This window comes from Kiloniella sp. (genome assembly GCF_965205715.1).
Classification (GTDB): domain Bacteria; phylum Pseudomonadota; class Alphaproteobacteria; order Kiloniellales; family Kiloniellaceae; genus Kiloniella.
Map to the genome: position 1 here is coordinate 559860 of NZ_CBDBHW010000013.1, position 16091 is coordinate 575950.

Genomic DNA, 16091 nt, shown 5'->3' on the forward strand with positions numbered 1-16091 from the left:
CCAATAAATTATATGGAATTAATTCTGTGGTGTTAGCAGTAGGCTATAAAAACGGCACCGACGGATTTCTTCGTCGATGCCATTTCTATTAACCGATAGGTTTATCCAGCTTTAAGTGAACATGTCCCCAGACGGATCCGGGGTGTAGGCTAGGATATCGTCGAGGCTGATACCTGAGCCATAAACATTGGCTGAGCCCATATCGGCGCCGCTGTCATCGGTGAAGATAAGGGTGGCGAGGTTTTCTCCCTGTTGGATTTCGACGTTGAGATCGGCAGAGATTTCTATGGTGTCTCGGCCACTTTGGAAATCGAGGATATCATCCATGCCAAGGGTTTCTCCGTCGCCTTGATTGATGAAGCGGAAAACGTCTCTTCCCGCACCGCCTTCAAGACTATCGTCTCCGGCACCACCCAGTAGAATATCTGCGCCGTAGCCACCAGAGATTTCATCATCTCCAAAGCCACCGACGAGAATGTCCAGACCTTTGCCGCCATCAAGGACATCGTCTCCATCACCCCCGTTCAGGTAGTCCTTACCTTTATCGCCGATCAAGTCGTCATCGCCTGCTCCACCAAGGATGCGATCGTGTCCACGTCCGCCATCGATGATGTCATCGCCATCACCGCCATCTATGATGTCGTTACCGCGATCTCCAACGACATCATCGTCGCCAGTGCCCCCCAGAATTTGATCGTGGCCTTTACCTCCAATGATATCGTCATCCCCGGCTGCACCATCGAGGACATCATTCCCTTTGCCGCCATCAATGGTATCGTCACCGGAATCGCCGGTTAAAATATCGGCATTTTTAGTGCCTGTAAGTTCGAGATCGTCGGCAGGTGTATCATCCACAGGCGGCGTATCATCCGCAGGCGGTGTGTCATCCGCAGGCGGTGTGTCATCCGCAGGCGGTGTGTCGTCCACAGGAGGTGTGTCGTCCACAGGAGGCACATTACTACCTGCATAATCTAACTTACCATCACGGAGAAGTATGGTTTCCAGGGGATAGAGTGCCCGATCAAGGATCACAACATCTTCAATCACGCCGTCAAAGTGATGACTGAGATATTTCAGTTCACCAGCAGGGCTGTAAGCGGCGCTGGCACCGAATACCAAGCTTTCCTGATTGCCCGTCATCCCATCTGAGAAACTCGGCATATCACTTAAGTCCTGAGACGCCTGAGCGATACCATCTATATAAAGAACGGCCACACCTGCATTGAAGGTAAAGGCGAAGTGATGGTTTTGGCCAGCCTTGATCTCGACATCGTAAGCGCGGAGATAGAAGCTTTCCTCGGTCGACTGGAAACGAACCTTTAATCGAGCATTACTGTCGATCCAGGCTGTCAGATGACCTCCTTCGCCAAATGCTGAAGCGTCCTTGGAGAAGAGGGCCTGAAAATCACCACCAGGGTTATCGGCTGTGAAGTTAAAGGCAATAGTCCCCGCAGCCTGCGCCAATCCTGTGGCATGCGGCAAGATGATATAGGCACCTGGTGTTTCAAGTGAACCTTCACCATCGTTTTTATTCCCGGTGAATTCCATCCGATCGAGAACCGGGTTGGAGTGCTCATCGATAATTGCTCTTGCCTGAGGAGTTCCTTCTGGAATGTTACTGGCAAGGGTGAAGAGATCGCTGTTCAAGTGTGGATTATCAACATACTTTTCTGGATCAGAGATAATTGCGCCAAGGTTGCCTTGGTCATCACGGGTGTCATAACCATAAACCACAGTGCCATCATCGAGAGTGGTGGTTTTAAGATCACCCGTTGGATGAATGGCTTCGTTGATATCATCGATGGTTTCGACGATTCCGTGGGTGACATTGGCTTTGATCAGGATGTCGCCCTTATCGACGAGATCTCCATGGACAATAATCTGCCCGATTAAATCCTGATCGTGGGCACCGCCATTTCCGGTCATTTGTTGTGAATAGACAGATATGATTGAAACCGCATCATCGTCGATACCATCTCCGTCAGCGTCGATCAGACGGTGCTCGACCTCTGGATTAACGGTGTGTCCGACAATCGCGATGGTATCTTCGTCGGCGCGATAATCGGCGATGATATCGATGCCAAAGCTGTCGACCCAGTGATCGTGCAGCTCATTGTTTTCCCCAGCAACGCCCGCCCAGTCGATGGTGCGGTCGTCATTGACGTGCTTGAGGATAATATCCTGCTTGGCGTTTATTTGGGGGTTGAAGAGGAAGGTGTCATGCCCTTCGCCACCAACGAGGATGTCGTCGGAGATAAGAGGTTGTTCTTCCCACCCATAGAGTTTTTGTCGAATTGGATTAACTTCGTTATCCGGGTCGTCTCTTGTGGGGTTCCCAATAGCGAGCTGACCAATGCGTTGTTCTCCGGCATCAGAGTGACTGATAAGAATATCATCACCAGCCCCGCCAAGCAGGAGATCAGAACCTCGGCCCCCTTCCAGGGTGTCGTTTCCAGCATTGCCAATAAGAATGTCATCGCCGTAGCCTCCTTCAAGGTTGTCTTCGCCCGCACCGCCATCGAGGGTATCGTTTCCTGCATTCCCTTCCAGATGATTGTTGCCATCATCCCCTGTCAGAGTGTCATCGCCACTGCTGTCAGGCTGAGTACCAGCAGGTGCTGTCAGCGCATTACCTGGGCCCTCGTTGACCAGTTGGAGAACTTCTTCATCTGTGAGGACATCTTCGGCCGTAAAGCCGCCCCAAATACCAAAGTCAGCTATAGCACCATCAAAGGGACGGTTTAGGCTGTCGTCGCCGGCTGCAAAGGCATCAGGCGAGGAGTTGTCTTTTGTGTAGGCGGTATCCGCACCCAATACCCATGGTTCCTGGTTTTGGAGAAGGTAGGCTTCAGACTGCAGGCTCGGCAGATCTTCATTGCCTTCTTTGCGGATCCAACCGTAGTCTGGAACGGCAACACCGTTGGCATAAACCGTGATGCCACCATCTGCCGCGAAAGATACTGCGAGATGGGTCCATTCGCCCTCTTCCATATAGGATACGGAAGATTCCCACGCCTTGTTGCTTCCGCCATCGCCATTGGCAAATCGGACAAAGATGCGACCGTCATCGGTTAGGCCTAAGCGGAAATGTCCGCCATCGCCTGAGCCACTTTCGTCCTTGGAGAGAATAATCTGACCGCAACGATGGAAGTCATCCGGCTGCACCCAAAGAGCTATCGTGCCCTGGGTGATTTCATGAGAGCTGTCGTGTTCCAGGAATGCAAAACTGTCTCTACCATTAAATTCCAGCGCTGAATTTGACGCCCCATCCGGTCCATCACGTACGGGTGAACCCGTGGTTCTAACGGCTGTATTGCCATCCAGAGTATAGGTGGTAACGGCATTATCACCACGCAGATCGGCAAAGACACCATCTACGCCGTTGTCAAAACTCCAGTATGACAGAGCGCCAGGTAGGTCTAGTGATGTGGTTTCTGCAGGAGCTTCTGCTGCAGGAGTTTCGCTCTCTTCTGCAGATATCTCTGGCGCGGGATCTGGGTCGATAGCCACTGGTGCGGGTGTTTCATCCACATCCAGAACTTCCAGTTGACCCTGACTTAGAAGCAGCGTTTCCAATGGATAAAGGGGGCGGTCGAGAACGACGACATCTTCAATTGTGCCATCAAAGTGGTGCGAGAGATAGCGCAGATCGCCCGATGGGCGATACGCGGTTGTTGCTCCAAAAACCAGATACTCCTGATTACCCGTCATGCCATCGTGGAAAGAGGGTTTATCTGAGAGATCCAGGCTGGCTTCTTCCTTGCCATCGATATAGAGAACGGCCTGATTATCATCGAAAGTAAAGGCGAAGTGATATTTTTGTCCGGCCTGAATGTCGATGTCGTAATCCCGGATGTAATGACTTTCTTCTGTAGATTGGAAGCGGACTTTCACGTGGCCGTTGGTATCGATCCAGGCGGTGAGATGACCGCCGCCTTCATAGCCGGAAGCATCCTTTGAGAAGAGGGCCTGATAGCCATTGCCAGGATTGTCAGCTGTAAAGGAGAAGGCGATCGTGCCACTAGCCTGCGCCAGATCTGCGAGAGCACCGTTGTGAGCAAAGCTTGTAAAGGCGCCTGGTGTCCCGTCATTGCTTTCGCCGTCGTCCTTATTTCCGGTAAATTCCATACGGCCCAGCAGGGGATAGTTGGTCGCGTTGATGATTGCCTGAGCTTGTGGTGTATCGGCTGGGATATTACTCTCCAGCTCAAAACGATCACTGTTGAGATAGGGGTTATCTACAAATTTTTCTGGATCGGATATGATCTCACCCAAATTACCCTGGTCGTCGCGGCTGTCATAGCCGTAGACTACGGTACCATCATCCAGTGTCGTCGTTTTTAGGTCACCTGTTGGCGCTAAGGCTTCCTGTAGGTCGTCGACCCGCTCGACAATACCGTTGGTGACATTGGCGCGAATTAAGATGTCGTCCTTTTCAACGAGATCACCGTGGACAACGATCTGGCCAATAAGATCCTGATCATGGGCGCCGCCGTTACCTGTCATTTGCTGTGAATAGACGGAGATAATGGAAACCGCATCATCATTGATGCCATCGCCATCAGTATCGATCAAACGGTGTTCTACTTCTGGATTTACGGTGTGACCTACGATTGCGATCTTGTCTTCATCGGCCCGGTAATCGGCAATGACGTCAATGCCAAAGCTATCAACCCAGTGGTCGTGTAGTTCGTTGTTTTCCCCGGCAACGCCCGCCCAGTCAATAGTGCGATCAGCATTGACATGCTTCATAATGATATCGCGTTTGGCGTTGATCTGTGGAGCAAAGAGGAAGGTGTCACGACCTTCGCCACCAACGAGGATGTCATCACCAGCCAAGGGCTGGTCTTCCCAACCATAAAGTTTTTGCCGATCTGGGTTTACTTCGTTATCCGGGTCGTCGCGGGTTGGCTGGCCAATAGCCAACTGGCCAATGCGTTGTTCTCCAGCATCTGAACGGCTGACGAGAACATCATCCCCAGCTCCGCCGAGAAGCAGATCGGATCCGCGTCCACCCTCTAAGGTGTCGTTGCCATCGCCGCCATCAAGGATGTCGTTGCCATAACCACCTTCGAGATTATCGGCACCACTTTCGCCGAGCAGTTCATCATCCCCGGCATTACCTTCGATGTGATCATTTCCCGCACCGCCAGAGAGGGTGTCGTCACCGGCCTCCATGGGTTCTGGGCCTGAAGGAGCGGTGAGGGCTGTGCCTGGTCCGTCATTAACCAGCTGAAGAACTTGCTCGGCAGTGAGGACACTATCTTCTGTCATACCGCCCCAGATGCCAAAATCAGCTATGGCACCATCAAAAGGTTTATTGAGGCTGTCATCTCCCGCTGCAAAGGCATCCGGGGACGAGTTGTCTTTTGTATAGGCTGTGTCTGCACCCAGAACCCAGGGCTCTTCATTTTGAAGGAGATAAGCTTCGGATTGAAGACTTGGCAGATCTTCGTTGCCTTCTTTACGGAACCAGCCTGCGTCAGAAATGGCGACGCCATCTGCGTAGACGGTAATACCATCTGTCGCGCTAAAGGAGACCGCAATGTGGCTCCATTCGCCTTCTTCCAGGTAAGATGCGGAAGATTCCCAGGCTTTGTTGCTGCCACCATCGCCATTGGCGAAGCGGAGGAAAATCCGACCATCTTCTTCGAGGCCGAGGCGGAAGTGACCACCTTCGCCAGAACCGGAAAGATCTTTGGAGAGGATGATTTGTCCCCGGTCAAGACGATCAGGTTGAACCCAGAGACCGATTGTTCCCTGACTAATTTCAAAGGCTGTATCATGGTTGATATAGGCAAAGCTGTTGGTGCCATTAAAGTCGAGCGCAGCATTGTCTGCTCCGTTGGGACCAGTTCGTGTTACCGGTGTGGTCACAACATCTGCAATATTGCCAGAAAGGGTGTAGGCTGTGACATCGTTCCCATCACGCGTATTGGCGTAGGAGCCATTAACACCATTATCAAAGCGCCAGAATGCCAGCGCGCCGGGAAGGTCTGTACCTTCGAGCGGAGCTGGATCTCCGACAAGGTGGTCGCCTGAAGCGGTGCCGATTACCGTATCATCTTGTCCGTCAGTGAAGCCGAGTTGGTCGAAATGCCCTCGGTTATTTTGATTATCAGTCATATTGGCCTCTTTTATTCATAAATGAATGAGACGCCCCTTCTCTATGCAGCAAGAATGTTTGACCATCGCATGGTCCCCAAACCAGTCAAAATTCTCTTCAGCCGCTTTTTGTATTGGTCGCAATGAGTCCTAAGCCAAAACGCGTTTTACGCCTGGCTGTAAGGTCTTGTGCAATAGGTGGTAAAGTTAGTTGTTAGAGGTGTATTCGATCTTGCCGAACCTCCCCTTTAATTTTGTTGGCATGTATTGTTGGGTGATTAAAGGGCGATATATCAACCTCCCGTCTGGTGTGGCGAGGTGTTGTACTATGATAGACAGGAAGACTTAGAAGGCCTCTGCGCCGATCTTTACTTATCCCCCAGTATTTATTTATCAATGTTATGCCCCCTTGATATTTCTACCTGTGATGAAATTATATTAGCGGGCACAACAAAAAAGTGCTGTAACATGGCCGGGGCAAAGCTGAGGCAATCTTGTGATGTATAGGTTTGTTTTTGCTTATTACAGAACTGGCAAGGGAGCTTCCAATGCAACCACGTATAAGCATGATCACCTTAGGTATTGATGATCTCGAAAGATCTGTTGAGTTTTACGAAAAGGGTTTGGGTTTTCCCAAAATGGAATCGCCACCCGAAGTTGCCTTTTTTACCTTAAACGGTACTTGGCTTGGGCTATATGGAAGAGAAGCCTTGGCAAAAGATGCAATGTTATCTCCGGAGGGGACTGGATTTAACTCTTTCGCCCTCGCTCATAATTTGAGTTCAGAAGCTGAAGTTGATGCGCTTTTTGCGCATGCGGTTTCAGTTGGCGCGACGGCAGTTAAGCAGCCTCAAAAAGTATTTTGGGGAGGTTACTCTGGCTACTTAAAAGATCCCGATGGGCACCTGTGGGAGATTGCTTACAATCCGTTTGTATGGATTGGTCCTGAAGATAAGGATTAAAGTTCATTTCAAGGTGATGAGGGCAAAGAAAAAGCTCTGTACACATACAGAGCTTTTTACATTATGAAATGACAGGTCTTAATTAGTCGCGGAAGTTTTCGTATTGAAGGGGTTGATCAAGGTTCAGTTCCTTGATCATTGACATTGCTCCTTGAAGGTCATCTCTTTTCTTGCCAGTGATGCGAACTTCATCACCCTGAACAGCGGCTTGAACCTTTAGTTTTGATTGCTTTACGGCCGTGGTGATCTTCTTTGCGAGCTCGCGATCAATCCCCTGTTTTAGCGTAACAATTTGGCGAACCATGTTGCCAGAGGCAGGTTCTTCTTTGCCGAAGTCGAGTGCACCAGGATCAATGTTGCGTCGGGTCGTGTGAACTTTGAGAAGCTCGTGCATTTGCTTTAGCTTGAGATCGTCATCAGCAAGAATAGTGATCAGCTCACCTTCGAGTGTGATCTCACAATTTGAGCCTTTGAAGTCATAACGTTGAGTAACTTCACGGCGGACACCATCAAGAGCATTATTTAGTTCGGGCATATCTGTTTTTGAAACGATATCAAATGATGGCATATCGAAGGTCCTTTTATTTCGTCATTCGCTATTGGTGCTTACGGATGGACAGCAGGTTTAGAAGCCCACTGTTACCGACAATTCTGTGCCGAGAATAACGGATGATACGGATCGACAAAACGTAAAATTGAAAAATCGAGCTATCAATAGCTGATTAAGACTTTTGATAGCTCGATTTATGGTCTGTTCTAGAGTTTGTTTTAAACGACAGCTCGAACAGAAGTCAGGAAATTGCTTACCTCTCCATTCAAGATTGCCCCTTGTTGAGAGAGTTCAGTTGAAGCCGTTAAGACATCTTGAGAGGCTGATCCCGTTTCAACTGACGCCTGAGTTACCTTTTGTATATTGCTGGTAACCTCACTGGTGCCTTTTGATGCTTCTTCAACGTTTCTTGCAATTTCGGTTGTTGCGGCACCCTGCTCCTCTATTGCAGAAGCGATGGTTGTAAAGCTTTCGTTGACCTGTTCGATCACCGATCTAATTTTATCAACAGCAGAAACGGCATTACCTGTGGCTTCTTGAACCCCGGAAATTTGTATAGCGATTTCCTCGGTAGCCTTGGCGGACTGATTTGCGAGATTTTTGACTTCAGATGCAACCACCGCAAACCCTTTTCCTGCTTCTCCTGCCCGGGCTGCTTCGATGGTTGCATTGAGCGCCAGTAGGTTCGTCTGCTCTGCAATGTCTTTAATAAGATGCATTACCTCGCCAATCCTTTCAGACGATACAGCAAGGTTTTCTATCATTACCAAGGTGTTTTGCGCCTCAGTTACCGCTTCAATGGAGATTGAGGATGAATGAGATACTTGCCGGGTGATTTCGTTAATCGACGAAGATAGCTCCTCTGCGGCTGAAGCGACCGTTTGTACATTGGTGGCAGCCTCTTCGGCAGCTGCTGCCACCATAGTTGCCTGTTCGCTTGTGAAACTCGCGGTGGAGTTCATGGTCTCAGATGTGGCATTTAGTTCTGTTGATGCTGACGAAACGGTACTGACGATGTTGGCCATTGAACCCTGGAATTCATCAATAATCCCGGAGAAGGACTTTACGCGGGTTTCCATGGAATCCATTGCGTCGTTCATGGTTCTACTGGCAACACCAAACGATCCAACCATGCCCTTTTCGGCGATACGACGGAAATATTTGTTGTTGCTGACGTACTCCAAAGAAGCCGTAGATTCCCTCATGAAGGCGTCAGTCCTATCGATCATTCGGTTGATGGCGTGCATTACCTCAGCCATTTTACCTTTGGACCTAATATTAATTATACGAGATTCGAAATCACCCTCAGATACCGCCAAGCACACATCAAGGATTTGCTGTAGTTCTCTATTGGTTTTACTTCTAATCATTGCCTGTTCCTCAGTTATTCATGACACCGGCGATAAATTCGTCGTACTCAACGCCTTTACTTGCGAGCAAAGAGGTCAATTTGTTGTAGGAGTTTTCTAAGCCATGTTTCCTGCCGCCTTGTCTTTCTTCAGATAGTAAATCGTCATAAAGAGGAATAATGGTTTCATCTAAAACTTTGCGTTCTGGGACTCGTCTGTTGGAGTGGTAGCCAATAATATTGCCACTTTTTGTAGAGCGTCAACCACTTTGTCCGGTTGCGTCAACCACCTTGGCCGCTTTTGATGCGGCTGTGATCTGACGTTTATTTACGATGCTTCAGGCATATTTTTCACCTTTTTGTTTGTGGTTTTCCGCAACATTTTTTTGAGATTTTGGGCGGCTTCCCATTGTCTGTAGCTGTCGATATTCATCTCAAGAATGGTTGAGTGGTGAACAAGACGATCGATTGCTGCAACGGTCATGGCCTTATCTTGAAAAATATTGTCCCATCCGCTAAAAGGTTGATTGGCAGCAATTGCAATACTTCGGTACTCATATCGTCTGGCGATCAATTCAAAGAGCACGGATGTTTCAGATATATCCCTTTGTGCATAGGTAATATCATCGAGAATGATGAGATCAAATTTATCGAGTTTTGCGAGGGCGTTTTCGAGCATAAGTTCACGTCTGGCAGCCTGGAGTTTTTGCACCAGATCACTGGTTTGCGTATAGAGCACACGGTATCCAGCCTCTATAAGAGCATAACCTACGGCGCATAGGAGATGAGTTTTTCCTCCCCCTGAATTTCCAATGGCAATCAGATTTGCTCTTGCGTCAATCCAGTCACCGGCAGACAAGGCTTCGACCTGCGCCTTTTTCACGTTAGGCAGCCGCTTGAAGTTAAAAGTGGCCAGAGTTTTTCCGCCCAGCAGGTTTGATGCGTTGAGATGGCGTTGAATGCGTCGCGTGTCCCTTTCGGCCAATTCATATTCGGCCAAAACGGCAAGGAACCTGGCTGCTGACCAGCCCTCCTTGTCGGATTGGATTGCGATATCTTGCCAGTGTTTGTGAAAGCTGGGTAATCGTAAGTCAGTTAGCATAAGAGGCAGCTTGTGCTGATCCACTTCAATGTTTGTCATGCCCGATCCTCCAACAGAGTATCAAAGACTGATAATGAAGGTTGAACCACGGGAATATCAGGAGGTAAATCCGTGTTCTTTTTTGTGATATTCAGCTTAAGTTTTTTTGCGCAAGGTAGCCTTCCTGCATTGATTTCTCTCGAAATCAGGTGCGCGACTTCGGCCTCACAAGCCTCTTCGTGCGCAAGGAAAAGTATCCCAACCATCTGACGACACGCATCTCTGCGGGACAACTTTTTCTGAAACAATGTCCAGGCCAGGGAGTACTCGGTTCTTGGAAAAATACTGTCACGATAAATAGAATTGGCGAGTGCCTGAGGTTTACGTTTGAGAGCATGAATGACGTGATGATAATTGATAACATGAATGCGGGGGCCTTTGCCGTGCCCCCGCTCACGAGAATGGCTGACGACATGAGTGCTGCCTAGATAGGCTTCTATCCGGTTATCGTAAATATGGACACGCAAGCGTTGACCAATTAGGCGAGAAGGGGCGCTATAAAAAACCTGCTTAACTAAAAAACCACTTGTTTTGGTAACTCTCGACACGACTTCAGTGTAATCTGTTGTTCGCCGAGGAGGTAACGCCTTGAGAGATTTCAACTCTGTTTGGATATCTTGGTCACGATGTTTGTTCCGTCTAGCAATCAGCTCGTCCAAAAATCGCCGATACTCATCCAAAGTGTCAAAGTCATTACTGCCACGCAAAATCAGGGCCTGCTTTATCGCAGTCTTAAGGTGACCGTGGTGAGATTCAATGGCACCGTTCTCGTGTGATTCCCCTCTGTTATTTCGACTGGCCTCCATACCGTAGTGCTCAACAAAAGCAGAATAACGTTTGGTAATGTCCTCCTTTTCCTCAACGCTCAAATTCCGAAAGGCCGCAGACAGGCTGTCGGTCCGGTGGTTTTCAGGAGCGCCCCCCAAGGACCAAAGCGCATTTTGTAAGTTCTCCGCAAGGGCTGTAAAACTCTCACCGCCAAGTACGACCCCAACATGTTCCCATCGGCTATATACCAGAACAAAATGATAGAGCCGATGCACCAAAGGATCTCCTGCAATGGTAATACTTAAGTCGGCTGCATCCGTGAAATCTGATTGGCCCATGTAACCCGGCTCAGGTGTTTGCCTGAAAATGATATCCTTTTCAGGGCCATTCAGAGCCCGCCATCCCCGAACTCGGCGCTCTAACGTGCGCTTGACACGGTCATCGGGAAAACGGAGCGGATAGAGGCTCTGTATGTGGCGCAACAAAGTAATGGGTTTGACCGAGTTGTCTTTATCCAAAATGGGAAGGATGTCCTTATCCCAGATATCTTCAAGCGGATCAGAAACTGTTCGCCCTCGCTTTATATTGCGTTGTGACGGTAAAGTCGCATCAACGTCAAATCGGCGGGCCGTGCGTTCGCTAAACCCTGCGCGGGCAGCGGCGGTTCGTTGACCATGAGTTTTTCTATCTGTCATGTAAAGTCTCAGTTGTTCATCTGTGATAAATTTATACGGCAAACAGGTTCCTCCAATTACATCTAGAGGTTCCTAATTTATCAACTCACAGCAGCTTGTAACTAACACCAAATTAAGCCTTGGCCGGTGGATCTGATTATCAAACGGGCACGCCCTTTTTAATGATCAGATCCACCGGCCAAGGTGGTTGTCGCAACCGGCCAAGGTTATTGTCGCTGAACAACTTTTGTTTCTACTCGGCGTCACATGAGCAATTACCCAGTAAAAATCACCGTTTTTTGCTCTGTTTTTAACGTATGCAAAAATTTCCTGCTTTTTCTCAAGCGTTTCCCAAAGCAGTTTGAAGATAGATCTGGGCATAGAAGGGTGGCGTATCATGCTGTGAGGCTGACCGAGAACTTCTTTCTCGGTGAAGTCTGCTATGGATAAGAACACTTAGTTTGCATAGGTAATGTGTCCTTTTAAATTGGTTTTGCTGACGATTATTTCGTCATCGCCAAAAAAACGTTCAACGTCTGTAACATCTGTTTCTCTCATTTGAACCCCCTTACAGGTTAGCTTTAAATCTGTATCGAGGAGGGCTTGATACCGGCAGTATTTAGCCCCGAGATCCTCGGTAGATATAAATGAAATAGTGTTCAATAAACGCACAGGTACAAAGGTGAGGTCTTATTTTCAATTCCGTGTTAAATATATTTAGGGGCAACAAAATCTTGCCGTATCCGTAAATAATGTGTGGATATAAGATTAGTAATCACCACAAAAATATTGTGAATATAGATTAGGGGTGAAATGTTAATATAATACTACTATGGGGTGCTGTTGAGTTTATGAATTCCCTTAATGAGGGCTTTTGTAGTGCCAAGTTCAATTTAAATTTATCATTAACGGGTAATTTATAGGGAAATCTGTGGTTATAAGAACGATATCGATCATCCTTTACTGCTCAATTCTGATTCTTTCATTATCCAGCCAACCTGTGGCTGCACCGAGCCTACTTGTCCAATCTACAGACAATTACAGTGATGATTTGAAAGGCTTGATTGAAAAGAGAACCATTAGAGTTTTGGTTAATTATAGCCCGACAAATTTCTTTATTGTCGGTGGGAAACCTCGAGGCTTTGAATACGATTTGATTGAGGAGTTCCGAAAAAATCTCAAAAAGATAACCCCAAAAACCAACTGGCCGATAATCTTCATTTATAAACCCGTTGCCTTCTCTGACCTCTTGCCTCTTTTGGAAAGTGGGTATGGGGATGTTGCTGTTGGCGGCTTAACGATTACGGCTGCACGGCAAGAAAGCGTTACTTTTACAAAACCTTACCTGGATGATGTCGCAGAAGTCATTGTCAGTAGTGCAAAAGCACACCCAATTAAGACTATCGATGATATGGCAGGAAGGTCAGTCCTCATTAATATGAGCAGTAGTTTTGCTGAGCATCTAAAAAATGTGAACAGCAAGTTAATCAGCCGGAAACTCGAACCGATTAAGGCCCTTCCAGCCAATGAAAAATTAACCGATGAAGATATTCTGCAGATGGTCAGTGCTGGAATTGTTGATTATACAGTTGCCGATCTGCATGTCGCACAGATTTGGCAGCAGGCTCTCCCCTCGATAAAAATACACGAGGACATTGTTCTTAATGACAATGGTCGATTGGCCTGGGCTGTGCGGAAAGATAATCCTGAACTTCTCAAGGTCCTAAATTCTTCCCTGCACAAGGTGAAAAAAGGGAGTTTATTGGGAAACATATATTTCAAAAAATATTTCGAGCAAACCAAATGGATCGAAAACCCTCTCAATGCCGGTGGGAGTACCAAGCTAAATAAGTTGAGATTACTGTTTGAGACCTATGGTGAAAAATACGAGATTGATTGGCTTGCGCTTGCTGCTCTGGGATATCAGGAATCTAAACTTGATCAATCCGTAAAAAGTAACGCTGGGGCAGTTGGAATAATGCAAGTACTCCCTTCTACAGCAGCGGGAGATCCTATCAATATCCCCAATGTAGAAAAATTAGAGCCTAACATTCATGCTGGTACTAAATATCTAGCCCATCTACGGGATCGTTATTTTGATGATCCGGAAATAGACGATCAGGATAGATTAGACTTTATGCTGGCGGCTTATAATGCCGGTCCTAACAAGGTTCAGTCTATGCGTAAAGAAGCTGCAAAAGAAGGCTTGGATCCCAACAAATGGTTTTCCAATGTCGAGCAAATTGCCCGCCGGGTTATCGGCCGGGAAACCGTCGACTATGTCGCCAATATCACCAAATATTACAGTGCCTATCGATTGGCTGTAGATTATCATCGTAATGATAAGACTTCGAAATAACTTATCAGACTACATCCGTTTGATCTTTAGATGATCGAGAGCCCGAGATTATTGGTAAAGTTGTGCATATTGATATTGTGTTGTGGTGAAATTTTAAGTGCCCAGTTTGTGAATTCTTCCAAAGCTTTAGTGTGGAGTGTAGTTGGAGGATGGACCAAGTAATAACCTCTTCCTGTTTTTAGGACAGGACCAAAGGGAACACAGAGCCTTTGTTTTTCAATTTCCTCTGTAATTAATGCAAGATCTCCCAGAGAAATACCAAACCCGTTTTCCGCAGCCCTTACCGCGAGATCAAGCGTTTCGAAAGCTGGTCCCGTAATGTCCATGACACCGGTGTGACCTGCTTCTTGTAACCATAATTTCCAATCTCTTTGATCGGCGGTGGTGTGTAAGAAAGTAAGAGTTTTAAATGCTATTTGAGGGGTAAGGCTATGAGCATTCTCTTGGTGTTGCGGAGGAAGGATTGGTGCCAAATATTCGTCAGAGAGTTTGGTTGAAATTAAATCTGGCCACTTTCCGTCGCCATAAATGATACCTGCATCAAAACTGTATCTGTCAAATTGATTGCCAAGTAGAGTTGTCGTCACCCGTACATCAAGAGAAGGTATGCTTTTGCGAAGTGCCTCTAGTCTGGGCATAAGCCATCGGATAGCAAAGCTTGGAGCGACTTGAAGTCTGATACGGGTGCGATTTTCTTGTGCTTGGGAAATTGTTTTATCTATCAAATCAAGTGCTGTGGAGAACTCTTTTGCGAGTTCGTCGCCAAGTAAGGTTGCTGATATGGCTTGGTGATCACGTCTAACAAGAGACAGTGATAGTACTTCTTCCAGCTTTTTTATCTGACGGCTGACGGCACCTTCTGTAACACAGAGTTCTGCCGCAGCGGCCTTCACGCTTCCAAGTCGAACCGTTGTTTCAAACGCTCTAATCGCATTGAGCTGGATTCGAGAGTTACGTGGCATTTATTACTCTCCCTTAAACTCTTAGTTAAGCTTGAGAAAAACTCAATTTATTCTGGAGAAATTCTAATTATCTAAAAAAATACAACTGATTAAAATGAAGAGGAAGTTATTTGTTTGAGAAAATATCAATAATATAAAATGTCTGAGAGTAGGAGCCATGATGAGTGACGGGATAAAACAAGATCATGAAAAAGTCATGGAGGCACTTTATTGGTGGGGAGTGCCGACTTTGTTTCGATGCCCTCATATTCCAGATCCAGAGGGGTGCGAGATAGCTTTGATTGGGGTGCCACATTCATCTGGCAATGGAACGACTGAAAAAGATCAGCACTTGGGCCCTCGGTCGGTTCGGGATGTCTCTCCAATAGGTCGGAGGGTCCACGCAAAATACAACTTGGACCCATGGGCAGAGAGTAAAATATTTGATCTGGGAGACGTACCGCTTCCTGAGGCCAATGATAATGAAGCCTCTATTCAAAGGATCACAGATTATTACGCCCGCTTAGCGCGCCAGGGAGTTTCAACAGTTTCTGTCGGGGGGGATCATTCTGTAACGGGGGGGATTTTACAGGGGTTAGCCTGCGAAGGCTCAAAATTAACGGAGGGCAGGAAAGTTGCCCTTCTTCATTTTGATGCCCACACGGATGCTTTTCACAATTTGGATCACTGGTTGGGTGCCAAAAAATCAGCTGCTCACTGGGCCAGTTACCTTGTTCAGCAAGGACAAGTAGATGCTGACTTGAGTTCGCAAATAGGTATTAGGGGAAACTTGAGGACGCTGGAATGGACTGAAACGAGTGATGAACTCGGGTATCAATTGATCACAAAGGATGAATTTGACGACATTGGGGTTGTAGAAACTATTCGTAGATTTCGAGAACGAATTGGTGACGATCCCGTTTATATTACCTTCGATCTCGATTGTCTTGATCCTTCAATCGCACCAGCCGTTTCCAATGTCGAAGCCGGATCGACAGGCTTTACAATGAATGAAGCCAATAAACTGTTGCAGGGAATTAGAGGATTAAATGTGATTGGAGGAGATGTCGTTTGTTTGATGCCAACCAAAGACAACCCCAACAAGATTACCTCTATGGTTGCGATGTCGATAATGTTTGAGTTGATTAGTCTGGTGTCTGATCGACAAAGAACGGACAGGCATAAAATGCGAGGTGGCAGCTCAAATTCACAAGGGGATAATTTGGTTTTTTAATCTCATTAC

Annotated in this window: 9 protein-coding genes and 1 pseudogene; 3 read left to right on the forward strand and 7 right to left on the reverse strand. The window is 47.3% G+C overall.

Translation table 11 applies throughout. From position 1 onward, the window contains the following. Positions 1-111: 111 nt before the first annotated feature. Positions 112-6126, reverse strand: a complete 6015-nt coding sequence (locus ACOGW3_RS13950) for a LamG-like jellyroll fold domain-containing protein (RefSeq protein ID WP_419903534.1) — start codon at positions 6124-6126, stop codon at positions 112-114. A 527-nt stretch (positions 6127-6653) separates the two neighbouring features. Between ACOGW3_RS13950 and ACOGW3_RS13955 the strand changes: the two genes are divergently transcribed. Continuing rightward, positions 6654-7067 carry a VOC family protein gene (locus ACOGW3_RS13955; protein ID WP_419903535.1) on the forward strand — a complete coding sequence of 138 codons (414 nt, stop codon included), beginning with the start codon at positions 6654-6656 and terminating at the stop codon, positions 7065-7067. A gap of 82 nt (positions 7068-7149) precedes the next feature. Here the strand turns inward: ACOGW3_RS13955 and ACOGW3_RS13960 are convergent, their stop codons facing one another. The 5 genes and pseudogenes from ACOGW3_RS13960 to ACOGW3_RS13980 all read right to left on the reverse strand — a co-directional run. Then, on the reverse strand, positions 7150-7635 hold the full coding sequence (locus ACOGW3_RS13960) for a YajQ family cyclic di-GMP-binding protein (protein ID WP_419903536.1): 486 nt from the start codon (positions 7633-7635) through the stop codon (positions 7150-7152). Positions 7636-7835: 200 nt separating this feature from the next. After that, on the reverse strand, positions 7836-8987 hold the full coding sequence (locus ACOGW3_RS13965) for a methyl-accepting chemotaxis protein (protein WP_419903537.1): 1152 nt from the start codon (positions 8985-8987) through the stop codon (positions 7836-7838). 306 nt (positions 8988-9293) lie between these two features. Next, positions 9294-10106, reverse strand: coding sequence for an IS21-like element helper ATPase IstB (gene istB, locus ACOGW3_RS13970; RefSeq protein ID WP_419901088.1), 813 nt, complete (start codon positions 10104-10106; stop codon positions 9294-9296). Further along, the gene (istA, locus tag ACOGW3_RS13975) at positions 10103-11611 is read right to left on the reverse strand and encodes an IS21 family transposase (RefSeq protein ID WP_419901087.1); all 1509 of its coding nucleotides are present in this window, start codon (positions 11609-11611) and stop codon (positions 10103-10105) included. Before istA ends, istB begins: the two co-directional genes overlap by 4 nt. 192 nt (positions 11612-11803) lie before the next feature. After that, a pseudogene (locus tag ACOGW3_RS13980) lies at positions 11804-12106 on the reverse strand (PAS domain-containing protein); the annotation flags it as partial. 442 nt (positions 12107-12548) lie between these two features. On the opposite strand from ACOGW3_RS13980, the gene ACOGW3_RS13985 reads away from it, so the two are divergent. Continuing rightward, the gene (locus ACOGW3_RS13985; protein WP_419903538.1) at positions 12549-13907 is read left to right on the forward strand and encodes a transporter substrate-binding domain-containing protein; all 1359 of its coding nucleotides are present in this window, start codon (positions 12549-12551) and stop codon (positions 13905-13907) included. A gap of 26 nt (positions 13908-13933) precedes the next feature. Here ACOGW3_RS13985 and ACOGW3_RS13990 read toward each other — a convergent pair whose 3' ends face one another. Further along, a complete protein-coding gene (locus ACOGW3_RS13990; protein ID WP_419903539.1) occupies positions 13934-14869 on the reverse strand; it encodes a LysR substrate-binding domain-containing protein in 936 nt (311 codons plus the stop codon). 160 nt (positions 14870-15029) lie between these two features. Between ACOGW3_RS13990 and ACOGW3_RS13995 the strand changes: the two genes are divergently transcribed. Next, a complete protein-coding gene (locus tag ACOGW3_RS13995; RefSeq protein WP_419903540.1) occupies positions 15030-16082 on the forward strand; it encodes an arginase family protein in 1053 nt (350 codons plus the stop codon). The last annotated feature ends 9 nt before the right edge of the window (positions 16083-16091 follow it).

Excerpts from the sequence above, each read along its gene's own strand:
- ACOGW3_RS13950 (WP_419903534.1), bottom strand. The coding sequence starts at position 6,126 with ATGACTGATAATCAAAATAACCGAGGGCATTTCGACCAACTCGGCTTC.
- ACOGW3_RS13960 (WP_419903536.1), bottom strand. The coding sequence starts at position 7,635 with ATGCCATCATTTGATATCGTTTCAAAAACAGATATGCCCGAACTAAAT.
- ACOGW3_RS13990 (WP_419903539.1), bottom strand. The coding sequence starts at position 14,869 with ATGCCACGTAACTCTCGAATCCAGCTCAATGCGATTAGAGCGTTTGAA.
- istB (WP_419901088.1), bottom strand. The coding sequence starts at position 10,106 with ATGACAAACATTGAAGTGGATCAGCACAAGCTGCCTCTTATGCTAACT.
- ACOGW3_RS13965 (WP_419903537.1), bottom strand. The coding sequence starts at position 8,987 with ATGATTAGAAGTAAAACCAATAGAGAACTACAGCAAATCCTTGATGTG.
- ACOGW3_RS13955 (WP_419903535.1), top strand. The coding sequence starts at position 6,654 with ATGCAACCACGTATAAGCATGATCACCTTAGGTATTGATGATCTCGAA.
- ACOGW3_RS13995 (WP_419903540.1), top strand. The coding sequence starts at position 15,030 with ATGAGTGACGGGATAAAACAAGATCATGAAAAAGTCATGGAGGCACTT.